The 19,254-nt window shown below is 42.2% G+C and carries 15 protein-coding genes; 13 read left to right on the top strand and 2 right to left on the bottom strand.

Annotated elements, in window-relative coordinates; translation table 11 throughout:
- Position 1: 1 nt before the first annotated feature.
- From DWB79_RS01655 to DWB79_RS01595, 13 genes are all read left to right on the top strand, one after another.
- On the top strand, positions 2–1,681 hold the full coding sequence (locus tag DWB79_RS01655) for an AlwI family type II restriction endonuclease (protein ID WP_016522327.1): 1,680 nt from the start codon (positions 2–4) through the stop codon (positions 1,679–1,681).
- Between the two features lie 183 nt (positions 1,682–1,864).
- The gene (locus DWB79_RS01650; RefSeq protein WP_016522326.1) at positions 1,865–2,194 is read left to right on the top strand and encodes a hypothetical protein; all 330 of its coding nucleotides are present in this window, start codon (positions 1,865–1,867) and stop codon (positions 2,192–2,194) included.
- 38 nt (positions 2,195–2,232) lie between these two features.
- Positions 2,233–2,805 carry a hypothetical protein gene (locus tag DWB79_RS01645; protein WP_016522325.1) on the top strand — a complete coding sequence of 191 codons (573 nt, stop codon included), beginning with the start codon at positions 2,233–2,235 and terminating at the stop codon, positions 2,803–2,805.
- Positions 2,806–3,489: 684 nt separating this feature from the next.
- Positions 3,490–3,723 (top strand): exodeoxyribonuclease VII small subunit, encoded by a 234-nt coding sequence (gene xseB / locus DWB79_RS01640; RefSeq protein ID WP_016522324.1) that lies wholly within the window; start codon positions 3,490–3,492, stop codon positions 3,721–3,723.
- 2 nt (positions 3,724–3,725) lie between these two features.
- On the top strand, positions 3,726–5,993 hold the full coding sequence (gene mutL / locus DWB79_RS01635; protein WP_016522323.1) for a DNA mismatch repair endonuclease MutL: 2,268 nt from the start codon (positions 3,726–3,728) through the stop codon (positions 5,991–5,993).
- Between the two features lie 76 nt (positions 5,994–6,069).
- Complete coding sequence (locus DWB79_RS01630) at positions 6,070–7,617, top strand: helicase HerA-like domain-containing protein (RefSeq protein ID WP_016522322.1); 1,548 nt, start codon at positions 6,070–6,072, stop codon at positions 7,615–7,617.
- Between the two features lie 495 nt (positions 7,618–8,112).
- Entirely contained in the window at positions 8,113–10,215 is a 2,103-nt protein-coding gene (locus tag DWB79_RS01625) for a methyl-accepting chemotaxis protein (RefSeq protein WP_040858936.1), read from the top strand.
- Positions 10,216–10,562: 347 nt separating this feature from the next.
- A complete protein-coding gene (locus DWB79_RS01620) occupies positions 10,563–11,228 on the top strand; it encodes a hypothetical protein (protein ID WP_016522320.1) in 666 nt (221 codons plus the stop codon).
- Between the two features lie 20 nt (positions 11,229–11,248).
- Positions 11,249–12,037: an RNA polymerase sigma factor WhiG gene (gene whiG / locus DWB79_RS01615; protein WP_016522319.1), complete on the top strand. Its 789-nt coding sequence runs from the start codon at positions 11,249–11,251 to the stop codon at positions 12,035–12,037.
- Between the two features lie 10 nt (positions 12,038–12,047).
- Positions 12,048–14,021, top strand: coding sequence for a FapA family protein (locus DWB79_RS01610; protein ID WP_016522318.1), 1,974 nt, complete (start codon positions 12,048–12,050; stop codon positions 14,019–14,021).
- The gene (locus DWB79_RS01605; protein WP_016522317.1) at positions 14,002–14,337 is read left to right on the top strand and encodes a hypothetical protein; all 336 of its coding nucleotides are present in this window, start codon (positions 14,002–14,004) and stop codon (positions 14,335–14,337) included. The genes DWB79_RS01610 and DWB79_RS01605 overlap by 20 nt, the downstream gene beginning before the upstream one ends.
- Before the next feature lie 5 nt (positions 14,338–14,342).
- Entirely contained in the window at positions 14,343–14,864 is a 522-nt protein-coding gene (locus tag DWB79_RS01600; RefSeq protein ID WP_016522316.1) for a hypothetical protein, read from the top strand.
- Positions 14,865–15,199: 335 nt separating this feature from the next.
- Positions 15,200–16,627, top strand: coding sequence for a nicotinate phosphoribosyltransferase (locus DWB79_RS01595; RefSeq protein WP_016522315.1), 1,428 nt, complete (start codon positions 15,200–15,202; stop codon positions 16,625–16,627).
- 73 nt (positions 16,628–16,700) lie between these two features.
- Here DWB79_RS01595 and DWB79_RS01590 read toward each other — a convergent pair whose 3' ends face one another.
- Positions 16,701–18,536 (bottom strand): hypothetical protein, encoded by a 1,836-nt coding sequence (locus DWB79_RS01590; RefSeq protein WP_016522314.1) that lies wholly within the window; start codon positions 18,534–18,536, stop codon positions 16,701–16,703.
- On the bottom strand, positions 18,523–19,242 hold the full coding sequence (locus DWB79_RS01585) for a hypothetical protein (RefSeq protein ID WP_016522313.1): 720 nt from the start codon (positions 19,240–19,242) through the stop codon (positions 18,523–18,525). Before DWB79_RS01585 ends, DWB79_RS01590 begins: the two co-directional genes overlap by 14 nt.
- Between the last annotated feature and the right edge of the window lie 12 nt (positions 19,243–19,254).

Raw genomic sequence — 19,254 nt, 5'->3', positions numbered from 1 at the left:
CATGGCAAAATCCATAGACAGCAAAGTTTTATTCATTACAACATCTCCCCGAACTCCAGAAAAAATGATTCCTGAAATCGACCTTTTGCGTAGAAAGCTTGAAGGTAAAAAATGGAATACGGAAACGCAAATTGCATTTATGGAACTCTTGCGAAATGAAAATTTTTTCAATGGTTCTGGGAATAATGATCCAGCTTTTAGTGCAAGAGATAGGATAAATCGTGCTCCAAAAGCATTAGGTTTTGTATTACTTGAACCTAAAATTATACTTACAAACGCTGGAAAAGCATTAATTTCCGCCAAACGAAAAGAGGATGTCTTTTTACGCCAATTACTTAAGTTTCAAATACCTTCTCCCTATCATATTCCAAGTGAAAAAGCAGCAACTTTTTATGTAAAACCTTATCTTGAAATTCTGCGGTTGATTTACACTCTTGGAACTCTAAAATTTGATGAACTTATGATATTTGGTTTGCAACTTACTGATTATCGAAATTTTGATAAAATAGTAAAGAAAATAGAGAAGTTTAGAATTGATCGCGAAAAGACTGCAAAGAAATATCGAGAGTTTAAGTATTACTATCAAGTAGATGAATTACAAGAAATCTATAAAGCAGAGATTTTAAAAGGTGAAACTTCAATACGGGAAAATAATATTGCGACGGTAAAAAAATTCTTGCAAACAAAAGCAAGTAATATGCATGATTATGCAGATGCTTGTATTCGATATCTTCGTGCAACAGGACTTGTTTCGATTTCTCACATTGGCCGTTCACTTTCAATCCTTCCAGAAAAAAGAACTGATGTAGAATTTATTTTACAAAATATTTCTCGTGAACCAATCTTTGTAGGCGATAAAGAAAAATATTTAAATTATCTTGGAAATTCTGAACTTCCAAAACTGCTTACTGATGATAAATCTGCATTGATTCAGAAAATTAAAATTGAAAATCCATCAGAAGAAATCTCAGAAACAGCTTCTGTTCTTGATTTAAAAGAAAAACTTGATGATTTGATAATCGCAAAAAAAGAAAAAATAATTCAAACACAAGTTGCAGAGATTAAAGATTATAAAAAATATGATGATATCCAAGATACATTCAAAAAAATAGAAGAAAATGACATTTACGACCCTTCTTTAATTTTGGAATGGAATGTTTGGCGTGGAATGACTATGCTTGATGGGGGGAACATTAAAGCAAATCTTAAATTTGATGATTTTGGTAATCCAATGTCTACTGCACAAGGTAACATGGCAGATATTGTTTGTGATTATGATAGTTTCGGTCTAACCGTTGAAGTAACAATGGCAAGTGGGCAGAAGCAATATGAAATGGAAGGCGAGCCTGTTCCAAGACATTTGGCAAAATTTAAAAAAGAAATAAATAAAAATGCTTACTGTCTTTTTGTTGCACCAATAATAAATGAAGCGTGTATTGCTCATTTTTATGGTTTGCATAATTTAAATATTTCCTATTATGGTGGAAGATCTGTAATTGTTCCTATTCCACTCACTGTATTCAAAAAAATGCTTGAAGATTCATTTAAAGCTTCATATACACCTAATTCAGAACAAGTAAAATCTTTCTTTGAATATTCTAAAACTGTAGCTATAGAGAGCCATAGTGAGAAAGAATGGTATAATAAAGTTGTAGAAAAGGCATTAAATTGGCTAAAATGAAATAATTACATAACACAGTTTTCAAAGCCAACATTTTTTGCATTTGCAAAAAATGCGGTTTAAAACGAATGTTAGGTTTGACTGCCTAACGGCAGGCAGGAGCGGAAGAAGTCAAAGTATTTTTTCAATAAAAAATAAAATAATTGTAATGGAAAAGGACATTGCACGAAGGATGGTGAAAAGATGAGAAATAAGATTAAGTTGTATAGCTTTTTATTTTTTTTGATGATCGGGATATGTACAGCGTGGGGGCAGGATAAAGCGTTATCTGCTGGTCAGAAACAATACATTCCAATAGAGTATAACGGTGAAACCATATATAAATGGCTGACCATCAGAAACGTAAAAGAGTATGATGGTGAAGGAAAACTAATATATGAAGGAAATGGTTTTACTGATAATAAATGGTATGAATATTATAGGCAAGGAAATAAAATTTGTTGTAAGATAGAGCAGCAATGGAGAGGAGAACTTCATTACGCAGAGGAGCGTTATGAATATAAAGGAGAATGATATGAATATGATATGTAGTAAATGCTCAAATACACTAAATGAAGGGGATGTTTTTTTGCCCAAAATGCGGTAAGCGTCAAAAAAAGGTTAAAGTTAATTTGCATAAAGTATTTACTTTTTCTAATATTCTATATGGGGGACTTGCTATTTTATTAATAGCAGTAGTTTTGCTCATAATAAATAATACGATTGATAAAAAAAATAGAACTTATGATTTTTTGATAACTAATATGACCCAATCTATTATTAATTTAAACTTAATTGCTTCTAATTACTATATAATAGGAAATATTACCTATTCGCATAATTCAAGTATGAGAAAACTGTTAGAAGTAAATCAGCCTGCTTATTGTTCTTATCTCATTCAAAAGAAAAATTTTTTAGAGATTACTCAACTTTATAACCAATATATTGATAAGCATCAAAAAGATCTCTTGCGAAATGATGAGATTTTCATATTGTATGAAATATATAAAAAGACTATTAAACTATTTGATTTAAACTTAGGGATAGAAAAATTTCGCAAAGAATATGAGTATTTATACAAAGAATATCAGAATTTATATGGTGTATATGAACCATATATGCATATAGATGTTGAACCTCAGTGAAATGCATATAAAAATGATGCTATATCAACTTGTTTTGTCTCATATATTATGATAAAAATAGAAATGTCATCGAATACAAAACATAATACTCGCTTCAACCTGATATTGCATTTAGCATAGAAATTCCTTATATCGCTCCGCCGCTAAAGCGGCTTCGCTTCTTTAAAGTTAATAATATTTTTTTTGAGAATGTTATTACTATGCTCATTGTTGATAATCCAAGAGATACTCATATATTAAGTAAAAAGCATATTTATTGTTTCGTTCATTAATTAGTAATAGAAATATCAAAATGTATAAAATACTATTTTTTAATTTAATGAGCTTATTCGTGCGGAGGGTTTAATACTCGCTGTCCTCGGCAATGCTCTGCGTCGGGGTTGTTGATGCAGAGTTTAAACATTGTGATGAAATCAGATATAAGTATACGGGCTTCGTTATATCAAAAAAATATCAACAAGATTGAATTGCATCATTATTGTTAAAACAATCAACAAGCTCGGTGCGGATACCGTCAGGCTATTCAATCCTATTCATAAATAAAATCGCAAACAAACTAAAAAAATTGTATTAATGCTATTTGATTTTTTCTTGTTTTTTATGTTATCATCATTACGGTTTATTATTCTGCGGGGCTGTTAAAAACAGTCTGGACGATTGCCTTGAGCATGGAAGGAGAAGAAGTTGAAAAAGTTTGAAGAACGGTTAGCACGGCTTGAAGAAATCAGCGAAAAAATCAAGAGTGCCGATCTTCCGTTGGAAGAGGCTCTTGCCGCTTTTGAAGAAGGAATAAAACTCGCTAAAACTTTGGAAAAAGATATTGATAAAATAGAAAGCAAGGTGCAGATATTGATGAATCAGCCGGTACCGCCACAGGATAAGCCTGAACTTGAGCTCTTTTCAGTTGATGACGTATAGCAATGGATACCGCGCCTCAATCACCTGAAATATCTAAAGCTTCTTCTCATCCCGATACGGCTGTTGCTGCCGATGCTGTTGGTTTATCCCCCTCTAATACGTCGAAGAAGGCTGCGGTTCAATCAGCTGATTCCGCTGCTGTGTACAAGCCGGTAAAAGCGCTTGATGCAGAAACGGCGCGGAAAATTGCAGCGGGAGAGGTTATCGATCGCCCCGCAGCCGTTATCCGCGAGCTTTTAGACAATGCAATCGATGCAGGCGCTTCAAAGGTGCAGGTGGAAATCTCGGGCGGTGGTATCGACCGCATTCGGGTTACGGATAACGGCTGCGGAATGAGCCGTGAAGACCTCGCAATCTGTACGGACACTCACACCACGAGCAAAATTTCCACGGCGGAAGATTTGCTCTCCTTACACAGTCTCGGATTCCGCGGTGAAGCGCTTTCTTCTATTAAAGCGGTCAGCGATCTTGAAATTACCTCGACGCGAAACGGTCCCGCCGCATGGAAATTGCAGCTGGGGAAGATACTGCCGGCGCGTCTAAATGCCGGTACGGTGGTGCAGGTAGAAAACCTCTTTGAAAATTTTCCCGCTCGCAAGCAGTTTTTAAAGCGGGCGGCTGCCGAGACTGCGCTATGTAGAACAATCTTTCTTGACAAAGCCCTCCCTCACTATACAACCGAAATGCGCTTTGTCACGGACGGAATGCTCCGTTTTCTCCTTGCTCCTGCGAAGTCGTTGCGGGAACGCTGCCTCGCTGCTTTTTCGTTTAAAGAACCCGAAGCGCTCTTTTTTGAAATTGAGGGAGGCGGTGAGCATTTTTCGTTCCGTATTGTGCTCGGCAGTCCGGATGTCGTTCGCAGTGATAAACGCGCCATCATGGTGTTTGTCAACGGCAGAAGGATTACCGAGTTCGGGCTTACGCAGGCAATCGAGTACGGCAGCGAAGGCTATTTTCCCAACGGTGGACATCCCGTTGCGTTTTTATTCTTAACGGTAGAACCTTCCCGTGTTGACTTTAACATTCACCCCGCAAAAAAAGAAGCACGCTTTCAAGATTACGGCGCCATCCACCATGCCGTTAGCAGCGCCGTCGGCGCCTTCTATCGACAGCATACCGTTGCAAGTCTCTTAAAAGAGAAGTATGATCAAAGCCTTACCCGCCCGCTGGATTTTCAGTATGGCGGAGCAGGGCAGGCTATGGACAAAAGCAACGGTTTTGTAAACAACGGCCTCGGAGGTGGTGCAAGCGGGCAGATTGGAAGTGATAATAGTCAAGACAATTTTTCCCAAGGCAGTCTGCAGCCGGATGTTGTACCGTATTCGGCATGGAGCGAACAAAATAGGCTGTATGCGGAGTCTCTCGCACAAAAGCACGGTTCTCCGGCAGGAGCATATCCGCAGCCGCTGCATTCCGGTATGACAGCCGGTAAGTATGGATACGGTAAAAATGGTAACCCAGTTGCTGGCACAACAGCCGATGACTATGACCAATATGGAAAGGCGTACGGAAACGATGCCGGTACACCGGCTGCTGAGTATGGATACGTCCGCGAGTTATCCGGTAATCAAGCAGAATATGGTGATGCACAGGGCGGATACGGCAGTGCATTCCGCCAAATAGCGGCGACAGCGGCGGTTAGCTATTCGGCAAGCGGGCATATTATTCCGCCGCCTGCGGCTACGGGTATGGCAGTATATTTACAGCCGCCGCCGGATCTTCCTCCGGCAGATTTTAAGCTGCTCGGACAGGTCGCCGGTACCTTTATCGCAGTAGAAAAAAACGATGCGCTGTATTTAATCGACCAACATGCCGCCCACGAGCGGATTATCTTTGAGCAGCTGCGGCGCAATACCGGCGGCGTACAGGAGCTATTAATCCCCTACCGGATTATTACTTCATCGGAAGAAGACGATGCGTTTATCAAAAAACATCAGGAACTGCTGTGTAAGGCGGGGTTTGCCCTCTCCGATGAAGGTGCAGGCGTATGGCAGGTAACCGCCGTACCGGCACGATGGACAGGCACGGAACGCGATCTTATCCGCGACATCAGCGGCGTCCGTAAAAATGCCGGTGATATCCTCTATCAGGTTTTAGCCTCAGCAGCTTGCCGCGCTGCCTGTAAGGATCATGCCATCCTCGATCCCGTAACACAGCAGCGCATTGCGGCGCAAGCCTTTGAACTTCCCGAACCAATTTGTCCGCACGGCCGCCCAATCTGGATTGTGTTTACCCGCGAGGAACTCTTTAAACGGGTTAAGCGGACATAGAGACGAAATTCCATGGCAACTGCATCAAAAATATTTTTAGTGGTTGCCTTCTTTATTACCATTATAAGGAAGCATTATGAGCGAAGCAATTTTTTTAGGTCGCGGTGAAACCGCCGTAGAGCTTTTGCCGATGAGGGCGAATAGGCACGGACTTATTACGGGAGCTACCGGTACGGGAAAGACCGTTACGCTCAAAGTAATTGCGGAAGCATTCAGCGATTTAGGCGTGCCGGTGTTTTTACCGGATGTGAAAGGCGACCTGTGCGGTTTTGCCGAAAAAGGTGAATCGAGTGTCAAACTGCAAGAACGGCTCAGTCTCTTGCATATTTCAAACTTTGAATTTAAAAGTTATCCCGTGCGGATGTGGAGTATCTTACAAGAAACGGGACACCCCATACGCACTACGATTTCTGAAATGGGGCCGTTGTTGCTCTCTCGCCTGTTAGACCTTAACGAAGTACAAACCGGCGTACTGAATATCGCGTTCAGGGTCGCCGATGAGGACGGGCTATTGCTTTTGGATTTAAAGGATCTTAAAGCAATGCTCCATTATATCAGTGAAAATAAGCAGGATTTAAAATTAAAATATGGTAATATCTCCGACACCTCGATAGGAGCAATTCAGCGGAATCTTTTAACGCTCGAAAATGAAGGAGCGGATAATTTTTTCGGCGAACCGGCTTTAGACCTCACTGATTTTTTTAAGCAAACATTCGAGGGACGCGGATATATCAATATATTAAATGCCGTCAAACTGTACCAAAAGCCCATGCTGTATTCAACCTTTTTGTTATGGTTCTTATCCGAGCTTTACGAGAATCTCCCGGAAATCGGCGATGCTGAAAAACCGAAAATTGTCTTTTTCTTTGATGAGGCTCATTTATTGTTTGATAACGGATCAAAAATATTGCTTCAAAAGATTGAACAAATTATGCGTTTAATCCGGTCGAAAGGCGTTGCAGTCTTTTTCGTCACCCAAAATCCCGCCGATATTCCCGAAGCGATCCTTGGTCAGTTGGGAAATAAAATTCAGCATGCGTTGAGGGCGTTTACCCCTAAGGACGCAAAAGCCATACGCCTTGCAGCCGAGACCTTCCGCGTCAATCCTGCGTTCGACACCGCTCAAGTCATCACACAGCTTAAAACCGGAGAAGCCCTTGTTTCCGTTTTGCAGCAGGACGGCAGCCCTTCCATAACCCAGCGGACACTGATTGCTCCTCCTCACAGTAAAATAGGTGTAATTGACAGCGCTAAAATTACAGCGTTGGTAGAAGAATCTCCCTTGTTATACAAATACAAGGATCCTGTAGACCGTGAATCCGCCTACGAGATTCTTACCAAGCAATTTACCGAACAGGCTGAAGCTGTAGCACGACAAGCCGAAGAAAAACAGCTCGCAAAAGAAACCGCAGCAAAGGTAAAAGAAGAAGCGGCGCTTATACGAGCCGAAAACGCCAAAGCAAGGGCGGAAGCGGCAAAGTTAAGACTGGAAGAAGCCGCAAAACGGAAAAATCAAAGCACCACAGACCGGTTGGGAAGAATTTTAGTTGACAGCATCACCCGCTCAGTCGGACGGGAAATTACTCGTGGCGTTTTCGGCTCCGTTAAAAAAATGTTCCGTTAACACGTCTGCCATTCATGGCGGGCAACGTGAACATTGTACGTCTTTGTACACGAGGTTTAGACAGTATGCATATTTTCAGAAGGTATCTGATGCTTTTCATACCTTGAATAAGTCGGTGGTAAAGTGATAATATCTTAACATAAAGTTATTAGAGAAAGTTGATATACATAAAAATATTAGCATTTCTCTATAAGCAGGCGGTTGCCGGCTACGCATCCTACAAGTGAAGGATTCCATAATAACAGCGGATTTTTTTACCAACTATTCACTGTTACAAGAGTAGTATTCACAGCATTGAATGTAAGAATTTTCTAAAGCCTTATTAATCCTTTGGAAATGTCATGTAATGCAGTAGTTTGATGCAATCTTAAATTTGTCTAAAGGAGATGCTTGACAAAATGAATGAAAAAAGTATAATACCCCCCCCCCCCCCGACACACACCTTCCAATAAGTCTGTACACATACAGGAAACACATCAAGACGGGAGATACCTTATGACCACAGGAAAACGAATTTTCCCGCTTAGATATAAGCTTGTTTTATTTTTTGGGTTATTGATTTTAGCGGCGGGCATTACGCTGGGAACTTTGACAATAAGGACAGCCCGTAAAGCCGTTATGGAAAAAATTGAAGCCCATCTTACCGATAAGGCGACAGATATTGCAGAAGTTGTCGACGGAAGAGCCTCTTCCTTTGTACAATTTGTAGAAGGACTTGCCCGTATGCCGTTTTTACGCGACAATAGTCTTTCATTGCAGGAAAAGGCGCAAATGCTAGCAATAGAAGCGAAACGAAATGCAAATATAGATTACTTCGGTGTGTGTGATCTCGAAGGTAATCGGTATGACGCGCATAGATCCCTCACGCTTGTAAGTGACAGGGAATGGTTTCAGTCCGCTGCTAGGGGAAAAAACTATATTACGGAACCATTTCTTTCGCAAATAACGAATAATATGCAAATACTCTTTGCTGTTCCGCTGTATGACGACATGGATACCATCATCGGTGTTCTTAGTGCGGCGGCACCGGCAAAATTGCTTTCTCAAGAGATAAGCGATATTATCGTCGGAAAAACCGGTGAATGTTATATACTCGGATTAACAGGGACTGTCATAGCGCATAAAAATTATGAGATGGTAACAAGTAAACAAAATCCGCTAGAAATGGTCAAAAAAAACTCATCGCTTACCTCTTTAGCGGCTTTTACCCAGCATGCACTTGATACTCAAAAAAGTGAAGTCGGCTATTATGAATATGATGATATCAGGTATATAGCCTCTTACGCTACCGTGCCGGTAACCGGCTGGACGGTTATTATAAAAGCTCCGGTGGATGAATTTATGAGAACCGTGAACGCACTTCGCAAAGGCATTATGGTTATCGGCATTATTATTTTAGTATTATCGCTTGGCATTGTGTATATTATCGCCTATAAAATGATGCAGCCTGTTCAGGCGGTTGTCGCTGCATTACGAGATATCGCTCACGGCGAAGGAGATTTAACTGTCCGTTTACCGGTTTTCGGAAATGATGAAATAACAAATTTGTCCGCATATTTCAACGAAACAATAGAAAAACTTGCCCTGTCGGTACGTGCTGTCGGTGCAAATAGCGGATCAATGGAAGAAATTGGAAATGAACTTGCTTCCAACATGGTCGAAACCGCAAGCGCTATCCATCAAATCAGCACAAATATTGAAAGTGTAAAGCAGCAGGCAATGACGCAAGCGGCAAGCGTAACCGAAACAGCATCCACTATCGAAGAGATTGTCCGGACGATTAAACAGCTTAATACCAGTATCGAAGCACAGGCATCAAGCGTTGCACAATCGTCTTCTTCTATAGAACAGATGGTTGCAAATATTGCTTCCATTACCAAAACGCTTGAAAATACCGACAGCGCTATTAAGAAATTAGCCTCCGCAACCGGAGACGGCAAAGAGACCGTTGTGACTGCCAATACCGTAACGCAGAAAATTGCAGAGGAATCAGGTGGTTTGCTGGAAGCTTCGAGCGTTATTCAGCATATTGCTTCGCAGACAAACTTACTTGCAATGAACGCCGCAATAGAAGCCGCACACGCAGGGGAAGCCGGTAAGGGTTTCGCGGTTGTCGCCGACGAAATCCGAAAGCTGGCGGAAGATTCCGCAACGCAAGGTAAAGCAATCACTGCAACGCTGAAAATATTAAGCGGAGAAATCGAAACGCTTTCGGATTCTTCCAGAACAGCCGAAGAAAAATTCAGCACCATCTTTAACTTATCGGAACAGGTAAAGTCGATGAGTGACCGTTTAACTGAGGCAATGCGTGAACAAGAAAATGGTAGTAGAGAAGTGCTTGCCGCAATTAAAAATATCAATATGGTAACGGTTGAAGTAAGCGAGGGTTCTGCCGAAATGCTCAAAGGTGGCGAAGGGGTTGCGGAAGAGATGCAGAAGCTGAACGATCTTACTCGTGTTATTACCGACAGTATGAATGAAATGGCTACGGGAGCAGTGCAAATCAATAATGCTGTGCAAGAAGTAAATGAAATTACACAAAAGAATAAACAGAATATTGAAGGCTTAGTAGCCGAGGTTAATAAGTTTAAGGTTTAACCGGCTTCTTTGCAAGATTGCGAAAAATAAGGCGTCATTATTCGTTGGCGCCTTATTTTTTTCTAACAGACAGGCAAACGCATCACGCGCCATCTTCAACTGTTATACATCCGTGGCAAGTTCAAAAATTGACCTCCTTGTCAATTTTTGAACGCGAGTTTTTTGCTCAAGCAAAAAACATCGCTACTGCATGGAACCACCGCCATCCTTGGCAGTTCTGGTTGAACAGCCTCAATGATTCTGCGGGGTCGCTAAAAACAGTCTGATGCGATTACCCGGAAGAATTTCCGGCAATACCTTGACGAGAGATAGAAATTCGCATAAGCTATTGAAGTGGAGGTCTGTCCGTGTTGAAGCTAAAAGCTCCCTTAATCATTGCCGGTGCAACATGCGTTTTATCTATGCTTATCGGACTGATAAGCGGGGTACGGTTCTTACATATTTTGGGAAGGGGGCTTATTGCCGGTATAGGAGCCGGAATCTTTGTGTTATGCGCACGGATTCTCTTGGAGCGATTTATCCCCGATCTTTTTACATCTCCGGCGTCATCGGATATCGCTGAAACGGCGAGTAGTTCTTCCGGAGCAAATATTAATATTACCCTTGATGACGACTTGGGTGTTGCCGCGCCGGTAACGGCAGGCGATAACGCGGAGACTACTGCAACACCGAACGCTGCAGAAACGCAGGCAGAGTCCCAAAGTACGGAATCGGGTTCCGGTCGCTCTCTTTCGAACAGCTCCGATAGCGATAATGCTCGTAAAAACACCGAATCTGTGGATTCTTCTCCCCTTTCATTTGACGACAGTTCTCAGGATGATAATAGCGGCTTATCAGATTTACCCAATATGGGATCATTTATAGATGATGATGGTTTTGATGAAAATGAGAATATTGATGACAGCATACAAACGGATAGTAGCGGTTTTTCTATGATCGGTATTCAGACTGGCGGTACCGATAGTAAAGTAATGGCTCAGGCCATTAGAACTGTTTTAGCAACTGAGGATTAGAGGGTGGGTGTTGATATAGTATGGGAAATGTCAGTTTAGATACGAGACCGGAAGACGAGCTTTGGCTTGAATATAAACATACGCAAGACCCACAGCTCCGTGAGTTTTTTATTATAAAATATGCACCGCTTGTAAAATATGTTGCCGGTAAGGTTGCGGTCGGTATGCCGAACAATGTTGAGTTTGATGATTTGGTCGGGTACGGTGTATTCGGTCTTCTGGATGCTATCGATAAATATGATCCCGAAAAAAATGTAAAATTCAATACTTATGCCGTTACCCGTATACGCGGCGCTATCTTCGATGAATTACGTTCAATCGATTGGGTTCCCCGTTCGGTACGTCAGCAATCCCGTGAAATTGAAGAAGTTATAGCGGATTTGGAAGCCCGGTTGGGGCACGCTGCAACCGATTCGGAGATTGCCGAAGCGCTCAGTATGAGTGTGGAAGAATTTCATCAGGTTTTATTAAAGATTTCAGGCACCAGTATTATTTCCCTTACGGATTTACGGTTTGGATCGGACGATTCCGAGCAGACGCCGGTTGTCGATAGTATTGAAGCGCCTGCTTCGCTTAATCCTGATGTCATTGTAGAGCGGGAGGAAATGAAGCGAATTATCGTGGACGCAATTAATGAACTTCCCGATAGAGAAAAAAAAGTATTAATTATGTATTACTATGAGGATATGACATTACGGGAAATTGGAAAAGTATTAGAGGTAACCGAATCGCGAGTATCTCAGATTCACACCAGTGCAAATCTAAAACTTAAAGCAAAATTGAGTAATATTCGTAAGGGTATCCGTTAGGAGAGTTGCTATGATACATTTTGAACAAATTCGGGAGCAGATGAAAGAACAATATGAAAAGGATTCCTCCCGTTTTTTTGTTGAAGTTACCGGGCAAACCCTCGAAGAAGCAATCGACAATGCTGCTGTTGAACTTGGCTTACGCCGCTCCCTTATCGACTATGAAATTTTACAAAAAGGGGCTTCAGGTTTTTTTGTCTTAAACCCTAAAGAATGGAAAATCCGCGCTTACGAAGCACACAAAGTACATAAGCCTACTGTCCACGCAGAAACCGTTGCAGGTCTCAGTGCGGAAGAAGTACCGGAAGAAAATATGAATAGAGACGGAGCCGCGTATGTCTTCTGTGCTCCCGATGGCGTATTCCTGAAAGTTACACCGCCCAGCGGTAACGGCAGAAAAATTGCGCTTGCCGATGTCGTAGAACGAATACGCGATAGAAATGTGGCTGTTCCGCCGGATGAAATTTTAAAACCGATTGTCAAGGCATGTGCGGATGAATATGTTAGAATAGGACATTATGAATATGTGCCCGGCAACGATGCGCTGATGTCTGTTGAAATCAGTGATGATGAGATGAGGGCATATCTTTTCGTGTCGCCTCCGATGCCCGGCGGCGCTGATGTGTCGGCAGATATGATTATCACTTTCTTATCAAATAATCGCGTTATTTCGGGTGTTAATGAAAAAAGAGTTAAGCAATTCCAAGACAGTCCCGTATATCGCGAAAATTATCTGATTGCGGAAGGAACACCGCCGCAAAAAGGTGCCGATGCTAAGATTCTTTTCAATTTTGAAACCGATAATTCACAGCTGCGCCTCAAAGAAAACAAGAGCGGGCAGATTAACTTTAAAGAACTCAATCTTATTCAGAATGTCATTGAAGGGCAGCCCCTCGCGCAAAAGGTTCCTGCTGAGGAAGGCAAGAGCGGAAGAACCGTTACCGGAAAATACCTGCCTGCTGCAGCCGGTAAGGATATCGCTATCCCATTGGGAAAAAACACCCGATTGGCTGAGGACAATTTGACGGTTGTTGCCGAAACGAAAGGACAAGTCCTGCTGATAAAGAACAAGATCAATGTTGAACCGATTATGACGATTGAAGGCAATGTGTCGATCAAGACCGGTAATATCATGTTCCTCGGCACCGTATATGTTAAGGGCAATGTTGACGACGGCTTCTCTATTAAAGCTGCGGGTAATATCGAAGTAAAGGGTACCGTCGGGAAGGCATCGTTAGATGCGGAAGGAGATATCGTCGTCAGTCAAGGTATTGCCGGAAAAGAAGGCGGGCATATACGTGCAGGCAAATCGATATGGTCAAAATTTATCCAAAATATCGAATTGGTAGAAGCAGGCGATATGGTTATCGTATCTGACGGTATTTTAAATTCAAAAATTGTCGCTAACCATAAAGTTATCTGCCGTGGAAAACGTGCAGACATTATTGGTAGTCAAGTAATCGCATGCGAAGGGGTATATGCCCGAAATCTCGGTAGTCCTGCAGGCGGTTCCGATACGGTTATCAGCGTCGGGTTTGATCCACGCAGTAAAGAGCGGTTGATCATATTAGAGAAAAAATTGCTTGCCTCCGAAAAAGCGCTCACTGCGTTGAAGCTGGATTTAAAATCACTTGAAGGTCAAAAAAAGATTCTCAAAGAGCTTTCCGAAGAAAAAGAAGCGTTGCTTAAAAAGAAAAAAGAGCTACGCTATATTAACGAGACGGAGATTAAAGAACTGCGGAACGAGATAGAACGGATACGAGATTATCTTACTGCGCTTAAAACGGAAGGGCGGGTATCTGTTTCCGGAAATATTTATACGGGTGTACGAATCGTTATTAAAGATATTATCGAAGATGTGCGGGTTGATTGTAAAGCAACAACATTCTTTTTGCAAAACGGTCTCGTGCGGTATGGCCCTTATGAAGACTATACCAATGATGACGACGTAAAGAGGACGCCCAGTGGGTATTCAACCGATTGATCTGCAGACACTTTATACTCAACTTGATAAGGTCGGAAAGCTCCAAGGAGACGCACGGCAGACGTTTGCTGCAGAATTCGAAAACAGTCAGCAAGCCAATAAGGAAGATGCGGCGCGGCGTCAACAAACGGTACAAAAGACCGAAGCCACAGGAGCCGAGAAAACGGCGATAAATAAAGACGGTTCGAACGGTTCTTCCGGAGGAGCATTCAACGATACCCCTCAAAAGCAAAAACACGATTCGCCCCTTACAGACGAAAAATCATATTATATTCAAGACCCATCGCTTGGAAAGAAAATCGATATTTCAGGATAATCCCTATGCTTATTGCTGCACTCATATTGCTCTGTATTAATATTATTTTAATGATTGTTTTTTATCGAAAGATATCACATAACTTTTCACAAAATGCATACCGTGATCGCATTCGGGAAGAAGTAAATCGGCTTATTATCGATATTGAACACGAATCGGATCATGCGGTAACGGTACTTGAAAATAAAATTCAACAGATAGAAAAACTGCTTTCCGACACGGATAAACATATTGCGCTCGTCGAGCAGGAACATGAAAAATGGAGAATGCAAAAAGAATTTCTCGGAGCCTATCGAACTTCACCGCAAGAAGATGAGGCGCCGGCAGCCAATACGAAAACAAATACCGTGATGATTTATAAAAAACCTATCGGCATTCCCGAAACTGCAGCAAAAGTTTCTCCACTTTTGAATCCTCGTGAACAAGTTGTCGAACTGGCACGGCAAGGATTCTCGATCGACTTTATCGCCGAAAAAGTCGATCTCCCTCTTGGTGAAATTGCACTTATTCTCTCCATAGGAGGGTAAGTAAGGTATGGGAAATAGATTTGGGAACCTCTAAAAACCTCAGTTTTTAGAGGTTTTCCTTAAGCTTATTTGCGATGTTTTTATTTAAGTCATTATATTATAAAGACTTAAATAAAAACTCGTCGGGCATCTCTAAAAATCTAACCGAGTTTTTAGAGATGCCCATTTCAAAGCTATGGGGCAAAACAGTAAACCTGTTCGGAAGCTTCCGTTTCCGAACAGGTTACCTTGAAATGCGATGTTCACGCATCGTGCTATTTGTGCGATTTTGAACTCGTCGACCTATTCGAAAACGCAGTTATCGAATAGGTCTAGTTATAAGGGAGTGTAAAATAATGATTACCAACGCGCTTTTTTCGGATCTTTATGAGCTGACAATGGCTCAAGGTTATTTTAAACGCCAAAACAATCGGCCGTGTGTCTTTGATATGTTTTTTAGGCGTAATCCATTTAGAGGAGGGTACGCAGTTCTTGCAGGACTTGAGCCACTGCTCGAAGCGATTCAAGCTTTTCACTTTGATGAGTCCGATATAGCCTACCTTGCAACTCTCCATCTTTTTGATGATGACTTTCTCAACTATCTCAAGGATTTTCGCTTTTCCGGTTCGGTATGGGCAATGGATGAAGGGAGCCTTATATTTCCCAGTGAGCCGATATTGCGTATCGAAGCGCCGATTATCGAAGCATTGCTTCTCGAAGGGCTTATCCTTAACACTATCAACTTTCAGAGTTTGATTGCGACAAAGACCGCCCGCATCTGGCTTGCGTCGGGAAAATCCTCCATTATGGAATTCGGCTTGCGGCGCGCACAGGGGGCGGATGGCGCAATGAGCGCTACCCGTGCGGCTATTATCGGCGGGGCGGCGGGTACCAGCAATACGCTCGGCGGAAAGCTTTACGGTGTGCCGGTGATGGGTACTATGGCTCACGCATGGGTGATGTCTTTCCCAACCGAAGAAGAGGCGTTTGAACAATACGCTTCCATCTATCCCGATAAATCGGTATTTCTCATCGACACCTACAATACGCTCGGTTCCGGTATCGAGGCGGCGATAAAAGTTGGGAAAAAACTGCAAGCGCAAGGAAAAAACTTCGGCGTCAGGCTCGATTCGGGAGATATGCAGTATTTAAGCACCGAAGTGCGGAAACGGCTCGACGCCGCCGGTTTACCCGAAGCCAAAATCTCCATTTCCAACGAACTAACCGAAGAAATTATCGAATCGCTCATTTTGAACAAAGCGCCGATTGATTCATGGGGTGTCGGCACTCACATGGTAACCGGCGGGCAAGAATCTTCGTTTACCGGTGTATACAAACTTGCCGCACGTCAATCCGATGACGGAACGTGGCTGCCGGTGATGAAGCTCTCGGATAATCCTGCAAAGATTACCAATCCGGGCATTAAACAAGTGTGGCGACTCTACGACAACGACGGATTTTTTAAGGCTGATATTATCGGTTTGTATGATGAAACGCTCGATGCCGAAGCAATGAACACCTATTATCATCCGTTGAACGACTACCAAAGTTTCTCGTTTAAGGCGGCAAAGGCAGAGGAATTGCTCCACCTAAAAATTACCGATGGCGTATACACCGGTAAAAAGGAAACACTGCAAGAGATGCATCAGCGGGCAAGCCGGCAGCTGGAATGTTTACACCCGACTTCCCGGCGCCTACTCAATCCTCACATCTACAAGGTGTCGCTGACAAAGACACTCTTTGCGATGAAGCAGAAACTGCTACATTCCCTGCGCCGCGGATAAAAAACGTATCGCCTGCAACCATCTTATAAGATCAACATCTCCGACCTAGAGCGTCGGGGGTGTTGATTCTGCCTCATTTTTTTGTTATGCAAAAAAACACGCGACCGAGAATCTCGGTTCCAGTAAAGGTACAGCTTATCGGATTTCCGAAAGGAACTTCATCAAAGTAAAAATCTTCGGCGCGGTAAAAAACAAAGCTATACGGTAATAAACGATCGATGGTTCCATTGCGGTTTAATAGAGGATGCGGCAAACCGATTATGAGCGCATTACCGTGCCGGTCTACTACACCGCTAATCTTTCCCATACAAGGTAAAAACTCAACAGCTTCGTCGGTTAGCGGGTCTTGTTTGTACGGCAAAAAACCGGTTACAGGACATTTTCGCCGCAAATCGCTTAGCATTTGCAAAAAGAGCGTATCAGTCGGCGTACCGAATGCTTCGCCGATTGCTTCCCAGCCGGTATAGGGAGAGCTGATAAGTTTTTGTAAAAATGCTATGCCACCGGCATCTTTGACATGAACATGAGCTTGGCTATTCCACGTCATACCTCCCTTTTGCCAAAAACACCATGATAAAAACAGTGTCATAGCGCCTCGCTGTCCTACTGAATCGTCTAAGCCAGCTGCACTGTTTTTGCAAAAAGAATATCCCAACGTATTGGAAAGAAAGACATGAAAAAATTTGATATTGCCCCCGCTAATACCATACCCTATCAGGTTTTCGGAAAGGTGACTGATACCTTCATCAAGAAATATTTCAGCGCGTTTTGCTTGAGTATCTCCTGCTTTAATTCGATTATAGGTCTTTTTCGTAAATGTTATCGCATGGGTTAATTCGTGTCCGATGGTCGCGGCAATCGATTTGTAAAAATACTGATCGTTCGGTATTGAAGACGGCATAGCAGCATAAATAATATCACCTTCGTTACTGGCAGGATTATAATTTTCGGAGCTTGTATCATTATTTCGTTTAAAAAAATCGGCAGGATTAAAAAAGCCGAGCGCCCTTTTTTCATCATTAATCGTAGGAGAAAAGACAATCGTAAATTTCTGATTATAGTCAATATCCGCTGCCGTTCCCCAAATCTCAGTTACTCGGATATAAATCGTGTTTTCAAATTCTGCGATACAGGCATCGATGGCGGCGGTATCGGCTGCATATTCTTTTGGGAGCCACACCGCTATGGTATCCGAGGTATAATAGCGTTTAAAAAGTATGTTATGCGGTTGTCCCGATTGAAACGCCGTATTAACAATAAGAAAGCTTCTTTCATTTTCGTCCTGTAAAGGAGAAACAGTATTCCGTTTGAATATCCGAGGAGGAGAAATGACTTGAAGTTTTTGCATATCACTGGAACCGGTACAACGGAATAACTTTAATTCATCTCCGACACTGCTTAATTCACTTGTTTCCACAACGATATTTTTATCTACGTTATTGCTATAACGCGATTTTGATTGCAGCTTTGTTGTAATTGTTAAATCCGATGCCGATCCGTCCAAGGATGCAATATACGGTTTATATTGATTATTTTTTATAACACAGGTATACGGGAGATATGGCAGCAAAAATCTTGTTCCGTTTTTTTCGATATTATCTCGTTCCGTTACGGTAATCGATACGGAAACACTGATGTCCCGTTGTTGATCACGGGCAGTAATAATATGCGTACCGGCAGAAAGGCAGCAGGATATTTGAGCGCCTGTACCAAGATTCCCATCGAGTGAAGAACTCCAAGAAACGGAAGTAATATTTTTGTCGATAGCACAGGCAATTGGAATATCGTCATAGTAGACATTCCCAACCACCGGAGACACAATAGTAAAATCTTGGGGTTGGACAAGATTGTGCCGACAGCTTAACAAGGAGACAAATAAAAAAATAAAAAAGATTTTATTCGGTTTCAAATTGCAGTCCTTCCGTCCGGCGAGACGATACTGAATAATAAGAAGCTTTTTCTAAAAGAGGATCTCCTGCGATTCTTTGTGCAGTGATAATAATTCGGTATTGTTTATGCGCAGTTAAAGTATGAGCAGGAATGGTAAGCTGAGCTGCCGTTGACGAGCAGCTATACACGCTGCTGAGCGCTGTTTTAATTTCTACCGTATATACGCATTCTTCGCCCAAAGGTTCCCACGCAATTTGAATTGTCTTTTGTGAAGAGATGGTCTCTCCTTTCAGTACGGATTTTCCGACCTCATCTTGAAACACGGTAATTGGTGGAGCTTTAGATAATTTATAATGCGGTACGGTAAGCGTCAGTGTATCGGTTGCAGCATTGGTATGTACGCGTATTCTAATATCTCCGTTATCCGGTAATACTGCTTGTATCCAATAATAATATTTTGCTGCATCGAATTCCAAAAAGTACGCACGATTGTTTTTGTCGATACAGATAACCGAGGCAGCCGTTACAGCATTCCCGTCGCTGTTTTCTACAAAAACTTTTATTATACTTTCTTCGTTTTTATCGGATTGAATGATCGCTCTTACAGAAAGTTTTGAGTTTCTGTCGGCTGCTTCCGCCATATAGAAATTTTTACAACTGCTGTTGATCGGTAATAGGACACACAGTAGTAAAAGACAAAGCATAACTCTAGATTTTATATACATTGGCATACCTCC

It is taken from the genome of Treponema medium, assembly GCF_017161265.1.
Classification (GTDB): Bacteria; Spirochaetota; Spirochaetia; order Treponematales; family Treponemataceae; genus Treponema; species Treponema medium.
The sequence above is the reverse complement of the archived record's forward strand: the minus strand, read 5'-3'. Positions and strand labels throughout refer to the sequence as shown.